This window comes from Leeuwenhoekiella blandensis MED217, assembly GCF_000152985.1.
GTDB classification, from domain to species: domain Bacteria; phylum Bacteroidota; class Bacteroidia; order Flavobacteriales; family Flavobacteriaceae; genus Leeuwenhoekiella; species Leeuwenhoekiella blandensis.
The window spans coordinates 186424-211871 of record NZ_CH672395.1; the positions used below are offsets into that span (position 1 = coordinate 186424).

Consider the following 25448-nt stretch of genomic DNA (forward strand, 5'->3'; position numbering starts at 1 on the left):
AATGGCACACAAAAAAGGAGTCGGTAGTTCGAAGAACGGTAGAGAATCAGAATCGAAACGTCTAGGTGTTAAGATTTTTGGTGGTCAAGCTGCAGTAGCAGGTAACATCATCGTTAGACAGCGTGGTAACACACATCACCCAGGTGAAAATGTTTACGGTGGAAAAGATCACACTTTACATGCTAAAGTAGACGGTATCGTTAAGTTTACTAAAAAGAAAGACAACAAATCTTATGTATCTGTAGTTCCTACTGCAGAAGCTTAAGAAACGTTTGTTACTAGTATAGAAGCCTCATTGTCGCAAGAGACAATGAGGCTTTTTTTTTTGGCGCCGACAGAGGTTCAAATACTCCTAGGCTTGCCTCGAGGTAGTTTACGGTTCTGATTTAAACTTAATCTAATAATCAGGTAACATTAGACCGGTATATTGCTCGATTAAGCAGAAGCAATGTTGAGGTATTTCTTTTTTATCATCGTTTTTTTAGCGACTAGTGGTCTTCAGGCGCAGCAAAATAAAGAGCGTTTTCTCATTTTTGAAGATTCTGTGTTCTATGCGTACAAGAGCCGATTAGATTCGGCGAAAAAGAGACAAGATGAAAAGGAATTAAGTCTTGCGCACTTAGATTTAGCACGTTTTTATAAACAGAGTCAGATCTACACAGAGGCGGTCACGCATTACAATGCAGCGCTTACCAAAAATGCAAATCACAGCAGTCAGTTTGCCGCGACAGTAAAAAATGAGCTGGCAGAAATTTACATTGCCCTTAGTAACTACACAAAAGCAGCAGAACTTTTAAATAGCAGTTTAGGGTATTCTGAAAAACAACATTTTTTACAGCTTCAGGCAAAGAGTTACCAGCTTCTGGGAACTTGCTGGGAAAAGCAGGAGCAGCCTGAAAAGGCACTGACTTTTCAGCAGCGAAGTTTACAAATCTATAGAGATCTTAAAGATGTTCAAGGAGAGGCTGCTGTTCTTGAAAACATTGGTAGTATTTACGAGGATCTTGAGGATTATGATAAGGCCTATTCCTATTTTGAGAAAGCCTTCAGTTATTTTAAAAATGCGGGAAATGAAGCGCAGGTCAACGCATTAAATAACCTTGCTGATGTCTACCGAAAAAAGGGAAACTACGCGCAAGCCATTGCTAAAACTCAAGAAGCTTTAGCCCTGGCTGAGACCTATAAAAATGCTCATCAGGTTGAAAGCGCGTATAAAGATCTGGCAAAAGCATATGCCTTATCCCAGGATTTTGAGCAGGCACATCATTATGCGTTAGCCTATCAAGATCTGGTAGAAAAGCAATTTTATTCTCAAAACTTTAATCAGCTTAATGCCTTGCAAACGGTATACGATACCAAAGAAAAGCAAGCGAAGATCGATTTGCTTGAGGCAAAAAACAAAACGGCACAGATTAAGTTTGTTGGACTGTTGCTGCTCATTATTGTTCTCATTGCTACAACAGTGCTGTTTTTTTATGTTCAGAAAAGAAAAAGACAAGCAAGATTGGACGTTGAGTTGTACAAACAACGCGCACTAGAAGCAGAACTAGAAACCAAAGCAGCTCACGAACAAAATCTGCAAAATCAAATTCAGCTTAAGACCGCTGCGCTTTCTAAATACAGTTTGAGTTTGGCTCAAAAGAACAAGCTGCTGGAGGAAGTTTCGGGTACGCTACAAAAACTGAGTACACGCAAGCGAATGGATATTCCAAGCAAACTTCATGAGCTTTCTAATGATCTCAATGTGCATTTGCAAGAAGAGGACGAGTGGGATCAGTTTATGAGTTTGTTTGATGAGATTCATCCAGATTTTACAAAAAAGCTTAATCAGATCGCATTACAGAAATTAACAGCAACAGAGCTTCGGTTGTGTTTGCTGCTTCGATTGGGGCTTTCTTCAAAAGAAATCGCTTCCGTACTGCGCATTACACCAGATAGTGTGCGTGTGGCGCGCTACCGTCTTCGTAAAAAATTACCGCTGGAGAGTCAGGACGAACTCGTAACTTTTATGTTAAAGTTATAGAAACGCCTCTTGTTTTGCTTCAAGGTTATGCCTGTGTAAACTTTAGGTAATTGTTGCCTTGTTGTAGCCTGCAATTTCTTGATTCTTTACAATTTGTTAGACTTTAGTTTAGCCCGTATTTAAAGGGCTCAGGTAAATTTGGTGCAAACAAAACATCAAAAACATGAAAATAATTACTAGTCTAAAGTTGCTTGTTGTAACGCTACTTTTTACCTTAAATTATTCCGGATTATCTGCACAAGAGGGCATTATTCAGGGGGTAATTACAGATGAATACGGTATCAATGTTCCGGGTGCCGCGGTGATGATAGATGACCTTAATAAAGGAGCTGTTTCTAACCAAGATGGGAAATTTACCTTTGTTGAAGTTCCTGAAGGAAACCACACGCTTACCATAAAATATTTAGGTTTCGCAGATTTCACTAAAGAGGTGATGGTTAATGCAGGCAAAACCACCTCGGTTTCTATTTTATTGGCTTCAGAAGAAACGCAACTCGACGATGTGCAACTTGTAGGTTTTAGCGCAGGCGGTCAGGCAAGAGCATTGAACACACAAAAAAACAATGTAAATATCACCAATGTGGTCTCTACAGATCAAATCGGGAAATTCCCTGATGCCAATATTGGTGACGCGACAAAGCGTATTCCGGGGATCACGATGCAAGTAGATCAAGGGGAAGCGCGTAATATAATCGTGCGTGGTCTTGCACCACAATTAAACTCGGTAACCTTAAACGGAAGCCGTATTCCTTCGGCAGAAGGAGATAATCGTAACGTGCAGATGGACCTTATTCCTTCTGATATGATCCAGACTATTGAAGTGAATAAAGCGGTAACGCCGGATATGGATGCAGACGCTTTAGGTGGATCTGTAAACTTGGTGACACGTTCTACGCCGCAGCGTTTTAGACTTTCGGCAACGGGTGGTTCAGGAGTTAATTTTATTACTGATAAACGCATCTTAAGCGGATCGTTCTTAGTAGGTGATCGTTCAAAAAACAAGAAGTTTGGTTGGATGGTTTCAGCATCGATCAACGATAATGACTTTGGAAGTGATAATGTTGAAGCAGAATGGACAGACACTTTTGAATATACCAACGCTGCCGGTGAAGAGGTGGAGATGGAAGTGAATCCGTACGCGAATGTTTATGAGAATCGCAAATATTTAGTACAGCGTGTGCGACGCAGTTTTTCAGCAAATTTTGATTATAACTTTGATGAAAACAATGAGATCTATTTAAAAACGATGTATAACTGGCGCGATGACCGCGAGAATAGATTCCGTTTTGAAACCGAAGTTTTAGATGCAGAAGACATTATGGAAGGCGATTTTGAGATCGTAAACGGTACACCTGCTCGTTTTCCGGTAGAAGCAAAACGCGAGACTAAAGGTGGTATTCCCGGTGGAAGAATTCAAAACAGACGTCTTGAGGACCAGCGTATGCAAAACTATAGTTTAGGCGGAAATCACCTTTTTGGAAACCTGAAGTTCACGTGGATGGGTTCTTATGCAAAAGCTTCAGAAGAGCGTCCTAACGAGCGTTACTTAGTGTATGCTACCGAATACGGAATCAATAACGAGATCAACGACACGCGCAAACCTATTCATACGCCAGCTGCTGCAGAAGATTTCAGCGAATTTGAATTAGACGAGCTTACTGAAGAATACCAGTTTACTGAAGAAAAAGACATCAATTTCTTTGCAAATTTTGAACTTCCTGCAGATTTCTTTGCTCAGGGTGATGGTAGCGTGAAATTTGGTGTGCGTGGCCGTTTCAAAAATAAAAACAGAGCCAATAACTTCTTTGAATATTCACCGCTTACCGGCGCTTTAGACAATCTTGCGATGGTAGATCAGCGTATTTATAATGACAATGATTTTCTGGCAGGAACAAAATACAATCCGGGAGTGTTTGCTTCTCCGGAATATTTGGGAAGTCTTAATTTAAATGATGCTGCTGCTTTTGAAGGTGAAGCACTTCCTGATGAATATCTTGGTGACAACTTTGATGTGACCGAAAATGTATACGCCGGTTATGTGATGACCAATCAGAAACTTTCTGACAAATTGAGCGTACTTGTAGGTCTTCGTGTTGAAAATACGCGCATAGAAAGTACGGGTAACAACTTTGACGTGGACGAGCCGGAAGCTTTTACACAAATCAACGACGAGAGTTCGTATACTAACGTATTGCCTGGTGTACATTTTAAATACAACGCTTCAGAAAATACGGTGTTACGCTTTGCGTGGACCAATACATTAGCGCGACCTAACTACATCGACCTTGTACCTTACAGACAGCGTGAAGATGATGAGGTTTCCATTGGTAATCCACAGTTAGATCCTACTACTTCGATGAACTTCGATTTTATGGCTGAGAAGTATTTCAGTTCTGTGGGTATTCTTTCGGGAGGTGTGTTTTATAAAGACTTAAATGACTTTATTTACACGAGCGTTTCAGAAGAAGAAAGTACGGGTTATGAATTGTACCAGCCGCTTAACGGAGATAAAGCGCGTATTTTTGGTGCAGAGATTGCCTTTCAGCGTCAGCTTGATTTCCTTCCGGGATTCCTTAAAAACTTTGGGATTTATGCTAACTATACCTACCTAAATTCTGAAGCAAAAGGTATTGCTAACGAAGACGGTGATATGCGCGGAGACCTTGACTTGCCTGGTTCTTCACCTAATATGTTTAACGCGTCGATCTCGTATGCAGATAAGTGGTTTAGCGCGCGTCTTTCAGGAAATTATTCTGATGCATATATCGACGAATTAGGAGGTAACGCTTTTGAAGATCGTTTTTATGACGAGCAGTTTTTCTTAGACTTTAACGCGACTGTTTTCTTGTCAAGAAACCTTCAGGTGTATGCTAACCTAAACAACATTACTAACCAACCCTTACGTTACTACCAAGGTGCTAGAAACCGTACTATGCAAATGGAATACTACAGCACGCGTTTAACTTTTGGTGTAAAATATGATTTATTCTAGAATGAGAAATTTAAAGTATATCGCCGCCATAGGCGCGGCAGTGGTTTTATTTTCCTGCGGAAGCAAAAAATCGCAACTGCCAGAAATTAAACCGGATATTATTACCGAACACGTAAAGTATGATACCGATGATCCTGCGATCTGGATCAATCCGGAAGATGCGTCGCAAAGCATCGTTTTTGGTACCGATAAGGACACAGATGGTGGTATTTTTGCCTTTGATCTTGAAGGAAAGATTATTCCTGAAAAATCAATCCCAAACATTCAGCGTCCTAACAATGTGGATCTGCGTTACGGTTTTCCAGTAACCGATTCTACACAAACCGATATCATCGCGTTTACCGAAAGAGAGCGTAAAATGCTGCGTATTTATTCGGTGCCTGATATGCAACCTTTAGACGGTGGTGGTTTTCCGGTGTTTGCTGATGACGCTAATGAAGAATTTCAGTATCCTATGGGTGTGAGTTTGTATAAATCGGCTGCTGACGGAGCATTCTATGCGATTGTTGGCCGTAAAACAGGACCTTTAGAAAACTATCTGTATCAATATAAGATCACAACTCAATCAGACAGTCTGGTAGGTTTTGAGTTGGTGCGCAAGTTTGGAAACTTCAGCGGTAAAAAAGAGATCGAAGCTATTGCTGTTGACGATGCGATGGGATTTGTGTATTATTCTGATGAAGGAGATAGCGTAAAGAAATATTATGCAGAGCCTTCTAAAGGAAATGAGCAACTCGCTGCATTTGGTCAAGAAGATTTCTTAGAAGATATTGAAGGGATCGCGATCGCAGCTTACGAGGACGGAAGTGGGATGATCATTGTGTCAGATCAGCAGCAGGGACAATTCAATATTTACGACCGTAAAACCAATGAATTGATCAATGTATTGAATCTCACGACAACAGAAACCGATGGTTGTGAAGCGGTCACCGTGCCTTTAAATGACACCTTTAAAAACGGCTTGTTTGTCGCGATGAATGACGACGGAACCTTTTACTATTACGACTTGGGTAAGCTGAAATAAAGGCTGCCTCAAATCATAGTTCATAAAAAAACCCGCCAATTTTGGCGGGTTTTTGAGTTTTTAAAATAATACGGATTATAATCCTGGGTAGGTTCCGGTAATGATTTCGATACCATCAATAACCCAACCTACGATAAAGAATCCTGCGGTTAAGATAAAGATGATGTTCCATAAAATAGGACTGCCTAAATACCATCTGTGTGCTGCAAAGGCTCCTAAAAATAACCAAAGTAAGATGGCAACGGTTTGACGATCTGCCGCTACAGCAGCAGGAGAAATAAGTTCGCTTGAAGCTTCAGCAGCAGCGTTAACTTCAGTGGTTGCTTTTGCTACACGCTCTACAGGAAAGCCGGCAAAAGTTGTTGTTGAAATCATTAGCAGAAGTGCCAGTGAAAAGATAATTTTGAAATTCATAAGATCTAAGTTTAATTAAACTATCATAAAAAGTACGCTATTTTGAGAAATCCTTCCTTTCGATTATTCCTGTTTTTGATATGTTTAACTTTTACAACTGCGCTTCAGGCACAGGAATATGAGTTCTTTGGCGTCATCAAATTAAATGATACTTCCTTCATTAGTTACAAGGTTTTGTTTGACCGTGTCAACGATTCTATACAAGGATATTCTCTTACCGATTTTGCCGGAAAGCACGAAACTAAATCAAACATTAAAGGCTATTACAATGAAGATGAAAACCTGCTAAGCTTTGAAGAATACGACATTGTGTACACAAAGTCACCTGTTGTACAAAAAGATTTTTGCTTTGTAAACTTTGAAGGAAAGGTGCGCAATTTAGATCGGGTCAAAGCCTTCAGCGGAGATTTTAAAGGGCTGTATGCAGACGGTACTTCTTGCCTCGACGGAATGATCATTGTAAACTCTGGTCAGGAGGTAAAAAAGCGTGTTGAGAAAATAGATAAAGTGGTACAGCGTTCCCGTAAATTTTCAGATTCTATTAAGAAAAATATCAAGGTAGCTAAGGTGCTTGACACCCTCACACGTAACATCATTGCAAAAGATGAAAACCTGAATATTTTCACGCGCGACCAAAAAATAAAACTCGCGATCTATGATGCGGGAAAAGAAGATGGCGATGTGATCAATCTTTATGTAGATGACAAACCGGTTTTAGAAAATTATACGGTGCTGCACGAGATCAAATACTTAGAATTCGATCTTGAAAATGTAGAAACTAAAATTAGAGTAGAAGCGGTAAGCGAAGGAACTTCGTCTCCCAATACTGTGCGATTAGAAGTGGAAGACAGTCGCAATTTTGTGCGTACCATCACCAATTTAAAAGAAGGAGAACACGCGCAAATGACGCTGGTAAAAAAATAACCCCCGCAGTACTGCGAGGGTTTTATAGCTTAATCTCTTAATTGTAGAATTAATTTTAGTATCTGTAATACTCCGGCTTGTAAGGTCCTTCAACGGTTACACCGATGTATTCAGCTTGCTCTTCGTTAAGTTGCGTCAACTCAACACCTATTTTTTCTAAGTGTAAAGCAGCAACTTTCTCATCAAGATGTTTTGGCAGCATATATACTTTATTCTCGTAGTTGTCGCTGTTTTTCCAAAGCTCGATCTGTGCCAAAGTTTGGTTAGTAAACGAGTTACTCATCACAAAACTTGGGTGACCGGTTGCGCAACCTAAGTTTACCAGACGTCCTTCAGCAAGAAGAATAATATCTTTCCCGTCGATGGTATATTTATCAACCTGAGGTTTGATCTCGTCTTTAGTGTCACCATAGTTTTCATTTAACCAAGCAACCTGGATCTCATTATCAAAGTGGCCTATGTTACACACGATGGTTTTGTCTTTCATCGCCTTAAAGTGCTCAGCACGTACGATATCTTTATTTCCGGTAGTGGTGATCACAATGTCAGCTTTGTCAAGAACCGTTTCTAAACGCTTTACTTCAAAACCATCCATTGCCGCTTGTAGCGCACAAATAGGATCAATTTCGGTAACGGTTACTATAGAACCTGCACCTCTAAACGAAGCAGCGGTACCTTTACCTACATCACCATAACCACAAACCACAACGCGTTTTCCTGCAAGCATTACATCGGTAGCACGACGTATCGCGTCTACTGCACTCTCGCGGCAACCAAATTTATTATCAAACTTAGACTTGGTTACACTGTCATTCACGTTGATCGCCGGCATAGGCAACGTGCCTTTGTTCATACGCTCATATAAACGGTGAACTCCGGTAGTGGTTTCTTCAGAAAGACCTTTAATTGCAGCAGCAAGTTCTGGGTATTCATCAAGAACCATATTGGTTAAATCACCACCGTCATCAAGAATCATATTTAACGGCTCGCGCTCTTCCCCAAAAAATAAGGTCTGCTCGATACACCAGTTAAATTCTTCTTCGTTCATTCCTTTCCAGGCATAAACCGGGATTCCTGCAGCAGCAATTGCAGCAGCAGCGTGATCTTGAGTAGAGAAAATATTACAAGAACTCCAGGTAACATCTGCACCTAGCGCTACAAGCGTCTCGATTAAAACAGCGGTTTGTATGGTCATATGCAAACAGCCCGCGATACGAGCACCTTTTAAAGGTTGTTCTGCGCCATATTCTTCACGCAAAGCCATAAGGCCAGGCATTTCAGCTTCGGCAAGTTCTATTTCTTTTCTTCCCCAAGCTGCCAAAGAAATATCTCTGACTTTATAAGGAACGTACTGCACGGTTTTCGTTGACATAATCTTATATTTACAATTCTTATTTTTTGCAAAAATACGTAATATCTACTAGTTAACGTGCCACTTTTCAAAACTATAACGCCCAATCCTAGCACTCAGGTTTACATCTGGAAGGTGGAAGAATCTGTTGAGACCTTGTCTGAAAATGTGAATCTTACACAACATTGTCAGGCGCGTTTTGAAAGTATGAAATCGCAATTGCATCAGCGCGGATTTTTAAGCATACGGCACTTGTTGCACGTGGCCGGTTATACCGATCACGATCTGTATTACACCGAAAATGGTAAGCCGCATCTTAAAGATGGCAAATACATTTCGATAACGCATTCTTACAATTTTACCGCGATTATCGTGAGTGCAACGGTTGAGGTAGGCATTGATATTGAAATGCAACGCGATAAGATCTTGCGCATCGCTTCCCGTTTTACACCACTCAAAGAATACCGAACCTTGGCAAATGATGATGCAGTAATTAGAAAGCTTACGATCGTTTGGGGTGCTAAAGAAGCATTGTATAAGATTTACGGAGTGAAAGGCTTGAGTTTTCTTCAACACATCAACGTTACCAATTTTGATTTTGAGGATTATAAAACCGATGCGGTAATCAATTACCACGGAAAGCACAGCAAATATGCTATTGATTTCCTGGAGTTTGAAGGCTTTACATGTGTTTATGCTCAGGCATTATGATCGAAAAATTAGCGCATAGCGGAACCAGTATTTATTCAGCGCTTTTAAAATCGATTGAAGCTGAAAAACCGCTTTTTGCCATACTTTTTGATCCCGAAGAACTTTCTGAAACGTTTTTGACGCAGCAGCTTTCAAAGCTACCCGAATTCACTACACACATTCTCGTTGGGGGAAGCACCGCTACACAAGCACAAACACAGGTCGCGGTTAATTTGATCAAACAAAAAACTTCTTTACCGGTGCTTTTGTTTCCTGGAGATTACCGGCAAATAACTGCAGCGGCAGATGGAATTTTGTTCTTAAGTCTTTTATCTGGAGAAAATCCGGAGTATTTGATTCGGCAGCAAATACAATCTGTGGGAAAATTGCGTGCTTCAGCCTTAGAGATCATTCCTACCGGATATATTTTAATCGATGGTGGAAAACAAACTACGGTAGAACGCGTGAGTCAAACGCAGGCGATTCCGCAAGAGTTGGTGCAACGCATTGTAGACACAGCGCTGGCGGGAGAATATTCAGGTAAAAAACTCATTTACCTCGAGGCCGGAAGCGGCGCGTTAAATCCTGTTTCCGAAGAAATCATTCAAGCCGTAAAAGACGCGATTTCTATTCCGCTAATCGTAGGTGGTGGCATACGAAGTCAATTAAAACTTGAAGCTATTTATGCAGCGGGAGCAGATCTCGTTGTGGTAGGAACGGCTTTTGAACAAGGAAATTTTTAGTATGAGTGCAGTATTTGATTTTTTCTTTGGGCAATATGCAGATTATGAGACCTCATCAATAATCCTCGAAATTATCGCGGTGATTTTTGGATTGCTTTCTGTGTGGTATTCCAAACAAAATAACATTCTCGTTTATCCAACGGGGATGATAAGCACGTCGATTTTTGTGTATTTATTACTCAAATGGGGACTTCTGGGAGATATGATGATCAACGTATATTATTTCTCGATGAGTGTTTACGGCTGGTATGTCTGGACGCGAAAAGTAGATGAAGAACATGTAACTCCAATCGCAAGAGCTACGGCGAAAGAACACCTGTGGTCTGTAATAATTTTTGTGGCTACCGTGCTTTTTGTATTTGGCGTCTATACCTATTTTGAGAAGTGGACGAGCTGGACGGCTTATGTAGATACTTTTACCACAGCAGTATTTTTTGTTGGAATGTGGCTCATGGCAAAGCGTAAAATTGAAAACTGGATCTACTGGATCGTGGGAGATATAATCTCTGTACCACTGTATTTTTACAAAGGTTTCACATTTACCAGTTTTCAATATCTTATTTTTACGGGACTAGCTATTTATGGTTTTGTCGCTTGGAAAAAATACCTCAACAACAGTCCGGTTCCTGCTTAAAAATCGTGCTTTTCGGTCCCGAAAGTTCCGGGAAAACTACGCTTGCAAAAAAGCTTTCTGAATATTACCAAGGCACTTGGGTGCCAGAATTCGCGCGGGAATACCTTCAGCAGAAGTGGGATGCTGAGCAGAAGATTTGTGAGCCTCAGGATATCTTGCCCATTGCGATTGGCCAGATGAAGCTTGAAAATGCAGCCGTAAAATCCGAAAAAAAAGTAGTATTTTGTGACACAGACCTTTTAGAAACAAAGGTTTATAGTGAAGCATACTACGATGGCTGGTGTGACGATGAAGTTGCTAAAGCAGCTTTAGAAAACACCTACGATCTGTATTTGCTTACGTACATAGATACACCCTGGCAGGCAGATGATTTAAGAGACCGGCCAGATCAACGAGAAGAAATGTTCGCCTATTTTAAACATTCTTTAATTAAACACGGCCGCCCCTACCTGCTTGTTAAAGGAAGTTTAGAAGATCGAATGCAATTAATAACCAACCATTTAAATTCTTTACTCAATTGAATTTTACAGACCAAGAAATCAACGAAATCAAAGATCACGGTTTAACTCCTGAACAAGTTAAATCACAAATTGATCTTTTTACAAACGGGGTACCTAATGTCAAACTTGTTGCGCCGGCAACAGTTGCAGACGGGATTTTTAAATTGTCTGATGCCGAAGAACTTTCGTATTTAGACTATTATGAAGATAGAAAATCAGAACTCGATCTTCTAAAATTTACACCGGCCTCAGGAGCTGCGAGCCGTATGTTTAAAAAGATCTATCAGTTTTTAGAAGACTATGATGCTTCAAAAGAAACGATAGACGAGTACCTCGAGCGCACTGATGATGATCATATGCAAGCATTTTTTGCTGGCTATAAAAAGTTTCCGTTTTACAACCACATTATCGATGGTCTTGATGAGGAAACAAAAAAGGATGAAAACGCAACAAAATATGCTTTTATCAAAACGATGATGGCTGAAGATGGGGAGAACTACGGTAATCTGCCTAAAGGTCTGATTCCTTTTCATTACTACGGGGCATATATGGCAACCGCTTTTGAAGAGCATTTGCATGAGGCAGCAGCCTATGCGGCAAAAAATGGTCAAGCCGATTTACATTTTACAGTTTCACCAGAGCACAAGGAGGCTTTTGAAAAGGAGTTTGACGCCATTCACGCTTCTGTGAGCAATACGACTAATGTGAATTTTGATGTTGATTATTCCTTTCAAAAGCCTGAAACCGATACGGTGGCGGTTACGATGGAGAATAAATTGTATCGTAAAGCAGATGGTTCTTTACTCTTTAGACCCGGCGGACACGGCGCACTTATCGAAAACCTAAACGATGTAGATGCAGACGTGGTTTTTATTAAAAATATTGACAATGTTTTGGTTCAGGATAACATCCAGGTATTGTCTAGAACAAAGCGTTTTCTGGCCGGTTTACTGCTAAAAAAGCAAGAAAGTGTTTTTAAATATGCCGAACTTTTAGATAAAGATTCTATTTCTGAAAGTGAATTGGCAGAGTTGGTGAAGTTCTTAAAAGAAGATTTCAGTACGCGTATTGATGAGGCTTATGCATCTTTTTCTAACGAAGAAAAGAAAAGTTATTTAAAGGAGCTTCTAGATCGTCCTATTCGTGTGTGTGGGATGGTAAAGAATGAAGGCGAGCCGGGCGGTGGCCCGTTTTGGGTTGAAGATGAAAGCGGAAAAGTAGCGCTGCAAATTATTGAAAGCGCTCAGGTAAATGACAAAGACGACCAGCAAGAAGCGATCTTTAAAAATTCTACGCATTTTAATCCGGTAGATATTGTTGCCGGAGTGCGCAATTATAAAGGCGAAAAATACAATCTGCTCGATTATGTAAACCCTGATCTGGCTTTTATCGCATATAAAACCGATGGTGGAAACGAAATTAAAGCCTTAGAACTTCCGGGCTTATGGAATGGTGCCATGGCACGCTGGAACACGCTTTTTGTTGAAGTGCCTCTGGAAACGTTCAATCCGGTTAAGACGGTAAATGATTTACTGAAACCATCGCATCAGGCAGGAGCGTAATGAATAAGGAAGCGCTCTTTCAGGAATGTGATTTTAAGGCAGTTCGTAGTAGCGGCCCGGGCGGGCAACACGTAAATAAAACATCTACAAAAGTTATGTTACATTGGAGTCTTAAGGACTCCAATGTTTTTTCTGAAGATCAAAAGCAGCGTTTATATAAACGCTTACAAAACAAACTTACCACCGATGATCAATTGGTTTTGTCTTATGATCAGAGCCGCAGTCAACATAAAAATAAAGATGAGGTTTTTAAAAATCTCGTTAGACTTTTAGAAAACGGACTCCTAAAACCGAAGCGTCGCAAAAAAACAAAGCCTTCTCTGGCTTCTAAAAAACGCAGGCTAGATTCTAAAAAGCGCAATGCCGAGAAAAAAGCCAATCGCAAACCGCCTTCTTTCTGAAGAATTGAAAGTATTTTAAATAAATTCTTTAAAAGTGTGGATTATGTCCACACTTTTTTTGTGGAATTCTCTTTTTTCTACAGAATCCTTTTTGAAATGTATTTATGTCAAGATTCACATTTACAAGGTTTTAATGGGTTTGACCGAAGCTTTTTTGATGATGGTATGATTTTGCTACTTATCTAAGCGAACCTTTGATGTTAAAGGTTTTAAAATCAGATTAAACACATTAAAATATAGAATCATGAAAAATTTAGTAATGACCGTAGCAGCAGCTGCAACCATGTTGTTTGCAGCAGAAAATGTAAACGCACAAGAAGGCGAAGAGGTAGCAGTAACTACCACAGAGTTGCAAGCACCGGTAGAAGGATACACCAAAATTGATGTTGCAGATCTTCCAGATACGGTAACCAAAGCGGTAGCAGAAGATAAAGAAGGGGCTAAAGTCACAGAAGCTTGGGTTGATGCCGAAAACAAGACGTTTAAGTTAACCTTAGAAGCTGAAGACGCAGAACCAGAAACTGCATATATTAATGCAGCAGGTGAATGGATCGAGCCAAAAGAGTAGGTTAGGTTTCCCTAATTTGAGTTTTTAATACTAGAGTGGTTAAAAATTCAAATTTAAGCCCCGGCGTGAGTCGGGGCTTTTTTATTGGCGCCACAAAAGGTTTTGATATTTTCAGTATTGCCTAGACGTAGTTTACTTATCACGCCTAAAAATCCTTAACTTTTTTTTACGAATTAAATGTTTACCACAGTGGGTGGTATTTGTACTTTTATCGATACCGCTAAGGGAGTTTGAGATTCCTAGGCTCGCTTCAAAATAGATTACCTAAAACTAATTGATTTGTCAAAAATCTTACTAATAGAAGATGACGTAGCATTTTGTAAAATGCTTGAAACCTTTTTATCAAAAAAGGGATATGAGGTGATCAGTGCTTTTGCAGCCGGCGAAGCCTATAAGATCTTGGCGAATCACGCAGTAGATTTGGTGATTACAGACGTGCGTTTGCCTGATGATGACGGCCTTAGTATTCTTAAACATATCAAGGAAGATTATAATAACATACCGGTTATTCTTATGACCGGTTATGCCGAAGTAAATAAGGCGGTTGAAGCGATGAAAGAAGGGGCCTTTGATTATATTTCAAAGCCGGTGCGTCCAGACGAACTCTTAAAGATCGTTGATAAAGCTTTACAAGCTGAAGCTGAAGAAGAGCCGAAAACTTCAAAAAAAGCTCCCAAGTCAGCAACTGCTGCACCACAAGCTCCAACCGGATTCATAAAAGGAGTAAGTGATGCCTCGGCAAAACTAAATCAATATATAGATCTGGTTGCGCCTACTAACATGTCTATTCTTATAACTGGAGATAGCGGTACAGGTAAGGAATATGTTGCAAAAAGCATTCACGATAAAAGTAAGCGTCAGGCTCAGCCGTTTATTGCGGTAGATTGTGGCGCAATTCCTAAAGAAATCGCGGGGAGCGAATTCTTTGGTCATGTCAAAGGTTCGTTTACAGGAGCCGTTAACGATAAAGTGGGGCATTTTGAAGCAGCCAATGGCGGAACCCTTTTTTTAGATGAAATAGGCAATCTTTCTTACGAACTTCAAGTGCAATTGCTTCGGGCTTTGCAAGAGCGAAAGATCAAACCTGTTGGAAGTAATAATGAAATTGCAGTAGATATTCGAGTGGTCGCAGCAACCAATGAAGACCTTGAAGAAGCGGTGAAGGAAGGAGATTTTAGAGAAGATCTTTACCATCGTCTGAATGAATTTTCAATTGAAGTGCCGCGTTTGCGGGAGCGTCAGGAGGATTTGATGCTTTTTATAAATCTATTTCTAGATCAGGCCAATAAGGAGCTGGAGAAAGAAGTAGAAGGCTTCAGTCCGGATGCGGTGGAAGCCTTGATTCAATATTCGTGGCCGGGCAACTTGAGAGAGTTGAAAAACATCGTAAAGCGTATGGTGCTGTTGGCTCCTGCAGCTGTGATTCCGAAGGAATTGTTACCACGGGAAATTCGTGTGGCCATGATTGAAGATAAAAAAGACGATTACGCATTATTCAACGCAAAAAATGAGCAGGAGCGCATTTTAGATGCTCTTGAAAAAACCGGCGGAAATAAAAGCAAAGCCGCTCGTCTGCTTGATATAGATCGAAAAACGCTCTATAATAAACTGAAGCAATACGACATTAAGCTATAACATTTTGCTTCAAAGCTTCCAAAAGCGCTTCAGTTTTTTGGATGCTTTGTGTTATAATACGTTGTATTTCCTGCTTTTTCCTTTGAGCTAACTCTGGATTTTCTAATTGTTCTAGTAGTGCAATTACCTCATTTGCTTCAAGCTGGCGCATCATGGGTAACATTTTGTGTGCAATTTGATTGATTTGCTCCGGGTGCGCTCGATGCTTGTCCAGCTCAATCAAACTTGCTGAGGTGCTTTCAACAAAAACGCTAAGAATGCTTTTTAACGAATCGTCATCGTCTGCGGTGAAGGCTTTGAGTTGCTTCAGGTCATAAAGATCGCTAGATGCGCTTGCTTTTGTGGCTATAGTGATATTCTCTTTTTCTTCAATTTGAGTACCGCCAAAATCTTTTAAAATGTGCAACAACGCACTGGGTCTGTACGGTTTTTTTAGATTTTCGGAGAAGCCAAAATGCTTATAATCGGCCTGTTTTAAGGTTTCATTTCCGCTTAAAGCAATCACCGGAATATCTTGTAATTCAGTGTTTGACTTTAGTGTTTTTATGAATTCAATACCGTTCATCACCGGCATCTGAATGTCTGAAAGAATAAGGTCGTATGTGTTTTTATTAATCAGTTCTAGTGCTTCTTTTCCATTAGAAGCGGTATCTATTTTTAAGTCGAAGGGAGCCAAAGTAGCTTTAGTAAGTTGTTGCTGAACAGGCTCATCATCTATGATCAAGATACTTTGAAGCCTGCCGAGATGAACTTCGGAAAGATCCTGGTCAAAAGCTGCTGGTTCTTGATGTTCAGTTTGCTCCACAGGAACGATTAAAGTAAACGTACTCCCTTTCCCCGGAATACTTTTCAGCTGAAGTTTTCCCTCTAATAATTCGGTTAATTTCTGGGAAATAGATAAACCAAGACCAAAACCACCATACTTGCGCTGGGTGGTTTCTTCGGCTTGTGAAAACTCTTTAAAAATAAGCTGTTGCTTCTCTTTAGGAATCCCGCAGCCGGTATCAATTATTTTAAATCTTAGGTTTTTTCCGTCTTTGTGCAGTGCGACAGTGATGCTTCCTTCTTCGGTGAATTTATACGCGTTGGTGATGAGATTCGCGAGAATTTGTTTGATCCTAAAAGGGTCGCTTAAAAAGATAGTGTCCAGTTCATCGGGAATTTCAGTATGAACTTCAACTCCGGTTTTTAAAGGTTGTGGTAAGCTTACGACGATTACATCTTCAATCAACTTTTTAGGATTGAAGGGTACTTTTTCAACGCTGATTTTTCCGGCTTCCAGCTTTGCAAAATCCAGCAGGTCATTGACCAGTTTTAAGATGTAATCGCCAGATTTTTGTACGGTGTCTAGATACCGCATTTGCTTGGCATCTACAGCGGTTTTTTTCAGCAAATCGGTAAAACCTAGAACCGTGTTTAAGGGCGAGCGCATATCGTGCGTTATGGTTGCCATCAATTGCTCTCTACTTTTTAAAAGCGATTGGGCTGTCGCATTGCTTTCTTCGAGTTCCCGACTGTATTGCTGGCTGCGTGAAGCATCCTTAAAAATCATAATCACAAATCCGATAGCAAGCGAAACACTAAGGATCCCAATGATCTTCAGCGTTTTTGAAATCTCTTGAATTCTACTGTTTAAGAGGGCTTCACGTTGTCTGGCAGTGAATGTGCCTTCACGTTCTAAAGTGCTTAAAAGATTGCGTATTTTAAGGTTGATGCTGCGGTCGTTCGCCAGCAGAGTATTCTCCCGGTTTATAATGTCAAGTTCCAATTCCTTCTTACGCTCTTCGATTTTGGAGAGCGTTCTACGTACGGTTTCTGCCATCGATTTGAGGCCTTGATCTTCGTCTCGCGTGTCTTTGCGTATGTATTCGTTAAAGTCAACGATCACACTTTTGATATAAGGATCAACCGAATCTAAGCGCGGATCGTTCTCATAATCTTCAAAGTAAATATCTTCTTTTACGAGTTCGTCAAGGGCTTCGTCGTAATAATTACGCGAGTATTGTTCATCGCGTAAGCGTACCATTGCCCTGATATTGCTAGTCTTGTTAGAGAGCAGCATTTTAATACTGTCTAATTGCTCGTTTTGTTCTTTGGTTTCTGTGAGGCGTTGTAAGGAATCGAGCTCTATTTTTATACTGTCAACCAGTACTTGATATTCTTTAAACTGCTGTTGCGAGCCGGTAGCCATTGCAGTTCTGCCTATGGTTTCGGCCTCATAAAGATAACTCAGCGCATTGCTGGTAAAGGTGAGTTTTTGATTGGTCGCCTGCTCTTTTTTAGGCGGATAAATAAAAGTTTTAAGCTGTGGATAAATAAAATAAATAGCGACCGATACCAGCAAACCAATCATGATATAGCCGGTAAGGACCTTGAGGGTGATGGATCGCTTGGTGTTCTTCATAGAATTTTAAAATTAAGATTCGCTTAAACAAAAGCCCTTAATTTTTTGATAAAAGCATAATTATTGTTTTACATTTGCGCCCTAAATCTCAAAGGGGTGCTTAAACTTCTGTTTTAGAGCAGAAAGCGAGCTGAGATCATACCCAATGAACCTGGGCAGATAATGCTGCCAAGGGAATCGCTTAAAAAAGCGGGTGACGACCTGCGTGTTTTAAGCAACATTGCATATTAACTTATAGTAACACAGAATAATTGCCCCTTTTATTCGTAAAAATTTTTACGAATGAAAACTCTTTTATTCGCCTGTGCTGCCACTTTAACGACTTTTGGCGCACTCGCACAACAAACACCACAAGATTCTACCGATGTAGAAAAACTAGATGAGGTGCTGGTACAATCGGTACGTGTAGATGCCGATTCGCCCATCACGTACAGCAATTTGTCTAAAGACGAAATCAACGAGCGCAATCTGGGACAAGATCTGCCTATTTTACTCAATTATTTACCCAGTGTAGTTACCACTTCTGATGCCGGCGCCGGTGTGGGCTATACCGGTTTTAGAGTGCGTGGTACCGGCAACCGCGGTATTAATGTAACCATAAACGGAATCCCGTATAACGATGCCGAAAGCTTGGGAACGTTCTTTGTGAATTTGCAAGATTTTAGCAGTTCGATACAAAGTGTGCAGTTGCAACGTGGAGTAGGAACATCAACTAATGGAGCCGGAGCTTTTGGTGCCAGTTTAAATATTTTGACCGATGCGGCTACGCTGGAAGCTTACGCTGAAGTCAATGCTTCAGGCGGATCTTTTGATACGCGTAGAGCCAATGTGAAATTTGGTACCGGACTTATAAATGATCATTTTACTTTTTCCGGAAGGCTTTCTGCTATAAAATCTGACGGATATGTAGATCGTGCCAGTTCAGATTTGAAATCCTATTACCTTCAGGGCGAATACCGCAACGAGAAGACGTTGTTAAAAGCTGTTGTTTTTGGCGGTCACGAGGTAACTTACCAGTCGTGGAATGGTATCGACGCGCAGACTTTAGCGACGGACAGAACGTACAATCCTATAGGTTTCCAATACGATGATGATGGAAATTTTGAAGGTTTTTACGACAATCAGGTCGATGATTACAAGCAAGATCACGTGCAATTGCACTGGAATCAAAAATATGGCGGAGGCTGGTCAACACAGCTGAGTTTGAACTACACCATGGGACGCGGCTTTTTTGAAGAATATGTAGATTCTTGGTATTATGCCAACGTGAATTTCTCTAGCGATGCGACTTTTGATTTCATTGGCTGGGAACCGTATGAAGTTGATGGAGAATTACAAACCGATACCGATCTTATTCGCCGTCGCTGGCTAGACAACCGCTACTATGTGGCAAACCTGACAACCAATTATAAGTCAAACGCAATAGATTTTGATGCCGGAGTTTTTGGTAGTATGTATAGTGGCGATCATTATGGCGAGATCACTTGGGCACGTTATTTTGCTCAGGATGAAGAAGCCGGTTACCGTTATTATTTTGGCACCGCAGATAAAAATGAGTTTACCACATTTGCTAAAGCAACTTGGCGCATAAACGATATGTGGAGTGTTTTTGGAGATTTACAAGGGCGTTTTATTAGCTACGAAACCGACGGGATCAACAGCGATATTGACGAATTTATCATCGATGAAAACTATTCGTTTTTCAATCCGAAAGCGGGATTGACGCTTACGCTGAATGAGGAAAATAAAATTTATGCTTCTTACGCCAGAGCCAATAGAGAGCCTAGTCGTACCGATTTTGAAAACGGAAATCCGGTGCCGGAAACTTTAAATGATTTTGAGTTAGGTTATCGTTTTACTAAAGAGCGTGCGCGTATTTTTGCCAACTTGTATTTTATGGATTATCGCGATCAACTTGTACTTACCGGTGCGATTGATGATGTAGGAGCGCCTATTCGTCAAAACAGCGGTTCAAGTTATCGTTTAGGGTTGGAGGTAGAAGCAGGGTTTCAACTGGGCAGAAAGTTTGCGATCACGCCAAATATTGCTTTGAGTACCAATAAAAACCGTGACTTTTTCTTTCAGCGGGATGGGGAATTGCAGAATTTAGGGAACACTAATATTTCTTTCTCTCCAGAAATCATTGCCGGGAATCGACTTGATTTCTTTCCGGTTCAAAACTTGCGCCTATCGCTTCTTTCTAAATATGTAGGCGAACAATTTTTAGGAAATATAGATGCTGAAAGTTCTAAGCTTGATGCGTACTTCATCAATGACTTTAATGTACAATATGACTTGAAGAATATAGGCTTTGCAAAACAGATTACGCTTACTGCTTTAGTCAATAATATCTTCAGTGAAACATATGTGTCTAATGGGTATTTCTTTACCTATGATGATGACTTCTCAAACCCGGGAACAGTTACCACCATTGAGGGAACTGGATATTATCCGCAGGCAAAAATCAATTTTTTAATTGGCGCAACGGTACGATTTTAGGGGTTCGTACCAGAAGCTGAAAAGCCGGCATTTGCCGGCTTTTTTTGTTAATACGAAACGTTTATAAGATTACCGTTTTCTGAAACGCGATATTCAATTAGTGTATACGGTAATTCTTGCGCAGTGTCCTGACCGGTAAATAAAGTATAGGTATTGTCTTCACAAGGGCAGGTCGCTTCGGTACCATTTAAAGTCATCGTAGAACAACTGCTGGGGACGTGATTAGGATCTGTAGCTTCCCAAGCTCTAATGCCTGCACCGGTATTGATGACAAATATTCCGCGAATGCCAACACCTGATACGTAAATCGCATTGCCGGGAAATTGCAACTGACTGTACTGCGGAAGGTTGGTGTTGAGGTTTACGCTAAAAGAAATAGGGTTTATATTAGGGTTGTTGATGCGGTTATCATCTGCGCTACAGCCTGTCAGAAATATTGCCGCGATCAAAAAAACGGGTAAAAATTTCACTCCAAAAGAAAATTTAAGGTTTATCAATTTATAAAATTTTAGAAGTAACAATTAATAAATTCGTATATTAGCAATGCTTAATCCCGTTTCTGATGGGATTTTTTGTGTTTATAAGCGAGCGTGTTCTTTCGCAGGTTAAACGCTATTAGATTAAACGAAAATCACACACATTACATTGTGCATTAATAAACGAAGTTATGAGTAAAGTATCATACTATACAGCAGAAGGATTAAAAAAATTGAAAGACGAGCTGAATCAGCTTAAAGATATAGAGCGACCAAAAGCTTCGCAGGCTATTGCAGAGGCGCGTGATAAGGGCGATTTGAGTGAGAACGCCGAGTATGATGCAGCAAAAGAGGCCCAAGGAATGCTCGAGATGCGTATTTCAAAAATGGAAGAACTGGTGGCTAACGCCCGTATCATCGATGAGTCGCAGTTAGATACTTCAAAAGCTTTAGTGCATTCTACGGTAAAGATTAAAAATCAAACCAATGGTATGCAAATGACCTATAAATTGGTAGCGCAAAGCGAAGCCGATTTAAAGAGCGGAAAGATCTCTGTAGATTCTCCTATAGGCAAAGGATTGCTTGGGAAAAAAGTAGGTGAAGTGGCAGAAGTGCAAGTCCCTAACGGAACGATGAAGTTTGACATTTTGGAAATTACCAGAGACTAGATTCTCAAATTTTATAAATTAAAAAAAGCGGAGTTCAATTACAATTGAACTCCGCTTTTTTTTGGCGTCACCAAAGGGTTCAATACCCAAGGCAACTTCTTAGTTTCTCCAAACAAAATCTCCCTGCTCAACAGACCAGTCGTTGCCAAAGAACCCGCTGCATTCTACACCTTCAACGCCTTCTTGCATCGCGGTATTATCAAAGATCAATACATCAGGATAAGTAGTCGCATTTACAAGATAGTCGTTGGCATAAGCTCCTTTCATACCCTTTGTACCTGTTGCAGTTACAATACCAACACTTGCTGAAGCACTTCCTGAGCGTGGATAAATGAATAAACCACCCCATTGATCTCCTTTTAAGGTTTTGTCGCCCAATTTTAAGCTGTTGTTGGTCACAAGAATCGGGGCGTCTTTAAGCAGTTTATTCCAAGCAGCGTTGTTGCTTTTGTTTCCGTATAAAACAATGTTTTGATCTAGATAATTTTCAGGTTTGAACTGCGTGTCTTTAACCACTTCTACAGCACCGTTTGCTCTGTACCAGAATTTTTCAGCATCAAATTTAGCTTTATTATACCACCAGGTGTTCTCTTCTTTTGAACCTTTTGAAGCATAAACAAAAACGACATTATTTCTAAAAGCATCTTTGAATCCGCCATTGCGTAATGGACTTTTATCCATTTCAGAAGGAGCTTCAACAGCCTTCCAGGTTCCTTGTTCATTTTTGTAATAAACGAGATCTTTAGAAGCCGGAATGAGCTTTTGACCGTCTAGTGTAAGGGTGTCGTTTATGGTGCCGGCTTTAGCTAGATCGATCTGTAAAACTGCGGCATTCTCGGTGGTTATGATAAGGTTGCCCTCATTTTTCTCAAGGTTAAATGAGCTGATCTCAAACGGCTTGTTTTGTTGTAAAATATCTACGTAATGCGACCCTGAAGAAACACCCGGAGAAGCAGTGTAAAACTCAATTTCCTCAATAGCTTCGGTAGGTTTGATCGAGTGTGCTTTAAAATAGTTAAAAAGCAAAGGATCATCTACACTCTCATCCCCGTACCAATGCTTTCCGTTAGGGTACTCATAGTATGAAAAGTCATTATGATAGGTTCCTAAGCGTTCTCTCATATCGCGTGCAATAGCGGTAGGAACTACATTGTCGATCTCGCCGTGCAGTACAAAAACACCATAGTGTAAATAGTTGCGTAAGAGTTTAAGCGTACGGCTAGGATTTCCTGCTCGCATAATAATCGCATCAAGTTCCTTATCTATTTCAGCATTGAAGCTTGCTGTGGTTTGCGCAATAAATTCTTCTTTGGTAATGCCAAGATCTTTGAAATCTTCTTCAGGAAGTTTTGCCATTTGCTCTACTCTAAAATTGCGATAACGCAATAAGTCAGGATATCCTGCACAAGGTGCAATAGCCGCAAAACGATCTGGATATGTCGCTCCCAAGTACCAGCTTCCGTGACCTCCCATTGAGTGACCGGTTAAGTAGGTGTGAGAAGAATCGGTTTTATAAATTCGCTCAGCTTCTTCTAGCACTTCAAGTGCATCTAAGCGGCCCCAATCTTCCCAGGCAAAACCATAAGGTCTGCGGTTAGTTGGCGCAACAAGGTGACCCCAATCTTTTTGTTTATAGGCGTTGGCTTGATTTACCGCTTCAACCGATGCGCCGTGCACAGATAAGAATAAAGCCTGATTGTCTTTGTCTTTAGTCAACGATGGAGCAACGCTAAAGTACTGCACGCTTCCATCTACTTTACTTATAAATGTCTTTTTGTGGTGCTTGTATTTCGATTTTGTGCCAAACGTCAAGGTGTCTTTGGCTAAAACTTTTCCGGATTTTGAGAGTAGGGTCAGCTCCGCTTCAGCTTCCTCATTTGCTTTAAGGTTGCTGGGCGGTGTGATCGTAAAAGGAACCTTGCGTACAAGAAGCGGCGATATATCGGGAACTGCTGAAGTATATGTGGCGTCTCCAATTTTTACTTCAATCTTTCCACCTTTAAACCAAGACTCTTTGGTGTTCATAATTCTGATGGCACCATAAACCGGTTTAGCATCATCTACAAGCAAGTCTGGTAAGGTAAGGTCTCTTTTAGTAAACTGCACCGCTTGATCTGGTTTGAGCAGTCTTGCGCGCATATTGTTGAATCTACCGCCAGAAAGTACAAACTCATTTTTTCCTTTTTTTAATTTAATCGGAATAAGGCTCCAGCCAAAGTCATAATGATCGCCTTCATGAGGTAAACCATTGATTAAAACACTGGTGTGGCCTGAAGCTTCAAAGAGCACAATTTGTTCTGTCTCTGATGTGTATTCTAAATACAGATGACCAGATCTGAGGTTGTCGTTTTTAAATTCGTTTTTTTCTCCGGCTTCGATCGCTTCCCATTTAGAATCTAACATGGCGGCGCCTTCTTTTATGGCAGGAGCATCGCCACTCAGAATTTGAGCAAATACAGCATCGGTTTCAATGGTGTTGTGTGTTTTGTCAAAGCGTTTCCCTTTAAGCAACAAGCCGTCGTTGAATAGATGAAGGATAGAACCTTCGTTAATGTCTTCAACTTTTTCTTTGCCAAAGTATTGAACAATATTTCCTTTTTTGCTTTGCGCGAATGAAAAAGTAGTAATTAAGAAAATGCAACTTAACAGAATGCGAATTTTCATACGTTTTAGAGGTTTAGACAAATAAGTTCTCAAAAGACGCTTATTTGTAAATGGTTAATGATGTAAATAAAATTTAAGCATACTTCAGTAGTTGAACTGAAGCTGATGGATCAATAAGCATAATCTGAATCTTACACCAACCAAGATTATAAACTTGGCTGGTTTTTTAAAACCAAAGTACAGGATTTAACTTTAGATAGCTGTTTCAAAAAAATAACGATACTGTGCTAAAATCTATTAAAATTAGAAATTATCACGGCTTAATGATTATGCTTATTGATTATCAATGACTAATCCTTAGTAATTAAGCTAAAATCAAGCAAAAGTTGAGGTTAAAATAGACAGACAACAGCATAACGTTGCTAGACGACAGAATTTGGCCTTCAAATTTTAAACGTTCGTTTAATAATTGCTGGTAAGCGTGCAATGCATCCCTTTAGTTAGAGATTGTTTAATTATAAATAATACTTTTGTTAAGCATACAAAAGCTTATCCTTAGAATTTAAATTATGGCTTCAATATTCACAAAAATCATCAACCGCGAAATTCCCGGTCATATCGTTGCCGAAGATGCGCAACACATCGCAATTTTAGATATAAATCCCAATGCAAAGGGGCATACCTTGTGCATTCCTAAAAAGGAGGTAAACAAGATTTTTGATCTACCTGAAGAAGATTATATGGCGCTTATGGCTTTTAGCCGAAAGGTAGCACTTGCTTTAGAACAGGTAGTGACTTGCGAGCGCATAGGTGTATCAGTAATTGGTCTTGAAGTACCACACGTGCACGTACATTTGATCCCGCTTACTACGATGGAAGATGCGCGTTTTATCAATAAAACTAAACTAGATCAGGAGGAATTTAAAGCTCTTGCTCAACAGATCAATGAAGCGCTTTAAGCCGCTATTTTAAAATTATAAAGTGCAAAAGCTGCTGCTGCGGCAACGACTACAATGGCAATAAGAATGAGTATTGCAAGAGGTTTAAAGCGGGTATAGGTCTCAGGATCGCCTATTCTCTTTAGGTTATAAAGGTAAACACGGTCGATTTCGTCGGTCCATAGACCGGGATATACCTGCGAAGAACAATGACTGCAATGCAGCTCTCCTTTTACGTTTTTGGTAGCTTTGGTAAGTAATTTATTGTCTTCTATTTTGTTGTAAAACGTAAAACTTAATCCATCTTGCGCGTAACATTTTGGGCAGTTGTTGCGCAGTTTAGACTCGCCAAATTTTACGTAGGAAGAAGCCATATTCAAAGGTTAGTTGGTGGCGCA

At 40.3% G+C, this 25448-nt stretch carries 22 protein-coding genes; 16 read left to right on the forward strand and 6 right to left on the reverse strand.

Annotated elements, in window-relative coordinates:
* The first annotated feature begins 1 nt into the window (after window position 1).
* The 4 genes from rpmA (at window position 2) to MED217_RS00840 (ending at window position 6039) form a co-directional block, all read left to right on the forward strand.
* Window positions 2–265, forward strand: a complete 264-nt coding sequence (rpmA, locus tag MED217_RS00825) for a 50S ribosomal protein L27 (RefSeq protein WP_009778563.1) — start codon at window positions 2–4, stop codon at window positions 263–265.
* 183 nt (window positions 266–448) lie between these two features.
* A complete protein-coding gene (locus MED217_RS00830) occupies window positions 449–2023 on the forward strand; it encodes a tetratricopeptide repeat protein (protein ID WP_009778564.1) in 1575 nt (524 codons plus the stop codon).
* A 163-nt stretch (window positions 2024–2186) separates the two neighbouring features.
* Window positions 2187–5015, forward strand: coding sequence for a TonB-dependent receptor (locus MED217_RS00835; RefSeq protein WP_009778565.1), 2829 nt, complete (start codon window positions 2187–2189; stop codon window positions 5013–5015).
* Window position 5016: 1 nt separating this feature from the next.
* Window positions 5017–6039 carry a phytase gene (locus MED217_RS00840; RefSeq protein ID WP_009778566.1) on the forward strand — a complete coding sequence of 341 codons (1023 nt, stop codon included), beginning with the start codon at window positions 5017–5019 and terminating at the stop codon, window positions 6037–6039.
* A 75-nt stretch (window positions 6040–6114) separates the two neighbouring features.
* Here the strand turns inward: MED217_RS00840 and MED217_RS00845 are convergent, their stop codons facing one another.
* Complete coding sequence (locus MED217_RS00845; protein ID WP_009778567.1) at window positions 6115–6453, reverse strand: TM2 domain-containing protein; 339 nt, start codon at window positions 6451–6453, stop codon at window positions 6115–6117.
* Window positions 6454–6495: 42 nt separating this feature from the next.
* Here MED217_RS00845 and MED217_RS00850 point away from each other — a divergent pair, with 42 nt between their 5' ends.
* Entirely contained in the window at window positions 6496–7377 is an 882-nt protein-coding gene (locus MED217_RS00850) for a hypothetical protein (protein ID WP_154648884.1), read from the forward strand.
* Window positions 7378–7432: 55 nt separating this feature from the next.
* On the opposite strand, the gene ahcY is transcribed toward MED217_RS00850, so the two are convergent.
* Complete coding sequence (gene ahcY, locus MED217_RS00855; RefSeq protein WP_009778569.1) at window positions 7433–8749, reverse strand: adenosylhomocysteinase; 1317 nt, start codon at window positions 8747–8749, stop codon at window positions 7433–7435.
* Between the two features lie 57 nt (window positions 8750–8806).
* Between ahcY and MED217_RS00860 the strand changes: the two genes are divergently transcribed.
* From MED217_RS00860 to MED217_RS00895, 8 genes are all read left to right on the forward strand, one after another.
* Window positions 8807–9439 carry a 4'-phosphopantetheinyl transferase family protein gene (locus tag MED217_RS00860; RefSeq protein ID WP_040532470.1) on the forward strand — a complete coding sequence of 211 codons (633 nt, stop codon included), beginning with the start codon at window positions 8807–8809 and terminating at the stop codon, window positions 9437–9439.
* On the forward strand, window positions 9436–10161 hold the full coding sequence (locus tag MED217_RS00865; protein WP_009778571.1) for a phosphoglycerol geranylgeranyltransferase: 726 nt from the start codon (window positions 9436–9438) through the stop codon (window positions 10159–10161). The genes MED217_RS00860 and MED217_RS00865 overlap by 4 nt, the downstream gene beginning before the upstream one ends.
* Window position 10162: 1 nt before the next feature.
* Window positions 10163–10795: a nicotinamide riboside transporter PnuC gene (gene pnuC, locus MED217_RS00870; RefSeq protein ID WP_009778572.1), complete on the forward strand. Its 633-nt coding sequence runs from the start codon at window positions 10163–10165 to the stop codon at window positions 10793–10795.
* Window positions 10796–10800: 5 nt separating this feature from the next.
* Window positions 10801–11316, forward strand: coding sequence for an AAA family ATPase (locus MED217_RS00875; protein WP_009778573.1), 516 nt, complete (start codon window positions 10801–10803; stop codon window positions 11314–11316).
* Complete coding sequence (locus tag MED217_RS00880) at window positions 11313–12857, forward strand: DUF4301 family protein (protein WP_009778574.1); 1545 nt, start codon at window positions 11313–11315, stop codon at window positions 12855–12857. The genes MED217_RS00875 and MED217_RS00880 overlap by 4 nt, the downstream gene beginning before the upstream one ends.
* Window positions 12857–13258 carry an alternative ribosome rescue aminoacyl-tRNA hydrolase ArfB gene (gene arfB / locus MED217_RS00885; protein WP_009778575.1) on the forward strand — a complete coding sequence of 134 codons (402 nt, stop codon included), beginning with the start codon at window positions 12857–12859 and terminating at the stop codon, window positions 13256–13258. Before MED217_RS00880 ends, arfB begins: the two co-directional genes overlap by 1 nt.
* Window positions 13259–13502: 244 nt before the next feature.
* Entirely contained in the window at window positions 13503–13826 is a 324-nt protein-coding gene (locus tag MED217_RS00890) for a hypothetical protein (RefSeq protein ID WP_009778577.1), read from the forward strand.
* Window positions 13827–14105: 279 nt separating this feature from the next.
* Window positions 14106–15461: a sigma-54-dependent transcriptional regulator gene (locus tag MED217_RS00895; protein ID WP_009778578.1), complete on the forward strand. Its 1356-nt coding sequence runs from the start codon at window positions 14106–14108 to the stop codon at window positions 15459–15461.
* On the opposite strand, the gene MED217_RS00900 is transcribed toward MED217_RS00895, so the two are convergent.
* On the reverse strand, window positions 15451–17865 hold the full coding sequence (locus MED217_RS00900) for a hybrid sensor histidine kinase/response regulator (protein WP_009778579.1): 2415 nt from the start codon (window positions 17863–17865) through the stop codon (window positions 15451–15453). The genes MED217_RS00895 and MED217_RS00900 overlap by 11 nt on opposite strands.
* 282 nt (window positions 17866–18147) lie before the next feature.
* Here MED217_RS00900 and MED217_RS00905 point away from each other — a divergent pair, with 282 nt between their 5' ends.
* Window positions 18148–20364 carry a TonB-dependent receptor gene (locus MED217_RS00905; protein WP_009778580.1) on the forward strand — a complete coding sequence of 739 codons (2217 nt, stop codon included), beginning with the start codon at window positions 18148–18150 and terminating at the stop codon, window positions 20362–20364.
* A gap of 47 nt (window positions 20365–20411) precedes the next feature.
* Here MED217_RS00905 and MED217_RS00910 read toward each other — a convergent pair whose 3' ends face one another.
* Window positions 20412–20834 (reverse strand): Rieske (2Fe-2S) protein, encoded by a 423-nt coding sequence (locus MED217_RS00910; protein WP_040533096.1) that lies wholly within the window; start codon window positions 20832–20834, stop codon window positions 20412–20414.
* Window positions 20835–21031: 197 nt separating this feature from the next.
* Between MED217_RS00910 and greA the strand changes: the two genes are divergently transcribed.
* Window positions 21032–21508, forward strand: a complete 477-nt coding sequence (gene greA, locus MED217_RS00915; protein WP_009778582.1) for a transcription elongation factor GreA — start codon at window positions 21032–21034, stop codon at window positions 21506–21508.
* Between the two features lie 99 nt (window positions 21509–21607).
* Here the strand turns inward: greA and MED217_RS00920 are convergent, their stop codons facing one another.
* Complete coding sequence (locus MED217_RS00920; protein WP_009778583.1) at window positions 21608–24172, reverse strand: carboxylesterase family protein; 2565 nt, start codon at window positions 24170–24172, stop codon at window positions 21608–21610.
* Window positions 24173–24681: 509 nt separating this feature from the next.
* On the opposite strand from MED217_RS00920, the gene MED217_RS00925 reads away from it, so the two are divergent.
* Window positions 24682–25071 (forward strand): HIT family protein, encoded by a 390-nt coding sequence (locus MED217_RS00925; protein ID WP_009778584.1) that lies wholly within the window; start codon window positions 24682–24684, stop codon window positions 25069–25071.
* Here MED217_RS00925 and MED217_RS00930 read toward each other — a convergent pair.
* Complete coding sequence (locus MED217_RS00930) at window positions 25068–25424, reverse strand: hypothetical protein (RefSeq protein ID WP_009778585.1); 357 nt, start codon at window positions 25422–25424, stop codon at window positions 25068–25070. The two genes, MED217_RS00925 and MED217_RS00930, sit on opposite strands and share 4 nt — an antisense overlap.
* Between the last annotated feature and the right edge of the window lie 24 nt (window positions 25425–25448).

Coding starts and splice junctions, on each gene's coding strand:
- rpmA (WP_009778563.1), top strand. CDS start 2: ATGGCACACAAAAAAGGAGTCGGTAGTTCGAAGAACGGTAGAGAATCA.
- MED217_RS00830 (WP_009778564.1), top strand. CDS start 449: ATGTTGAGGTATTTCTTTTTTATCATCGTTTTTTTAGCGACTAGTGGT.
- MED217_RS00835 (WP_009778565.1), top strand. CDS start 2,187: ATGAAAATAATTACTAGTCTAAAGTTGCTTGTTGTAACGCTACTTTTT.
- MED217_RS00840 (WP_009778566.1), top strand. CDS start 5,017: ATGAGAAATTTAAAGTATATCGCCGCCATAGGCGCGGCAGTGGTTTTA.
- MED217_RS00845 (WP_009778567.1), bottom strand. CDS start 6,453: ATGAATTTCAAAATTATCTTTTCACTGGCACTTCTGCTAATGATTTCA.
- ahcY (WP_009778569.1), bottom strand. CDS start 8,749: ATGTCAACGAAAACCGTGCAGTACGTTCCTTATAAAGTCAGAGATATT.
- MED217_RS00865 (WP_009778571.1), top strand. CDS start 9,436: ATGATCGAAAAATTAGCGCATAGCGGAACCAGTATTTATTCAGCGCTT.
- pnuC (WP_009778572.1), top strand. CDS start 10,163: ATGAGTGCAGTATTTGATTTTTTCTTTGGGCAATATGCAGATTATGAG.
- arfB (WP_009778575.1), top strand. CDS start 12,857: ATGAATAAGGAAGCGCTCTTTCAGGAATGTGATTTTAAGGCAGTTCGT.
- MED217_RS00890 (WP_009778577.1), top strand. CDS start 13,503: ATGAAAAATTTAGTAATGACCGTAGCAGCAGCTGCAACCATGTTGTTT.
- MED217_RS00900 (WP_009778579.1), bottom strand. CDS start 17,865: ATGAAGAACACCAAGCGATCCATCACCCTCAAGGTCCTTACCGGCTAT.
- MED217_RS00905 (WP_009778580.1), top strand. CDS start 18,148: ATGAAAACTCTTTTATTCGCCTGTGCTGCCACTTTAACGACTTTTGGC.
- greA (WP_009778582.1), top strand. CDS start 21,032: ATGAGTAAAGTATCATACTATACAGCAGAAGGATTAAAAAAATTGAAA.
- MED217_RS00920 (WP_009778583.1), bottom strand. CDS start 24,172: ATGAAAATTCGCATTCTGTTAAGTTGCATTTTCTTAATTACTACTTTT.
- MED217_RS00925 (WP_009778584.1), top strand. CDS start 24,682: ATGGCTTCAATATTCACAAAAATCATCAACCGCGAAATTCCCGGTCAT.
- MED217_RS00930 (WP_009778585.1), bottom strand. CDS start 25,424: ATGGCTTCTTCCTACGTAAAATTTGGCGAGTCTAAACTGCGCAACAAC.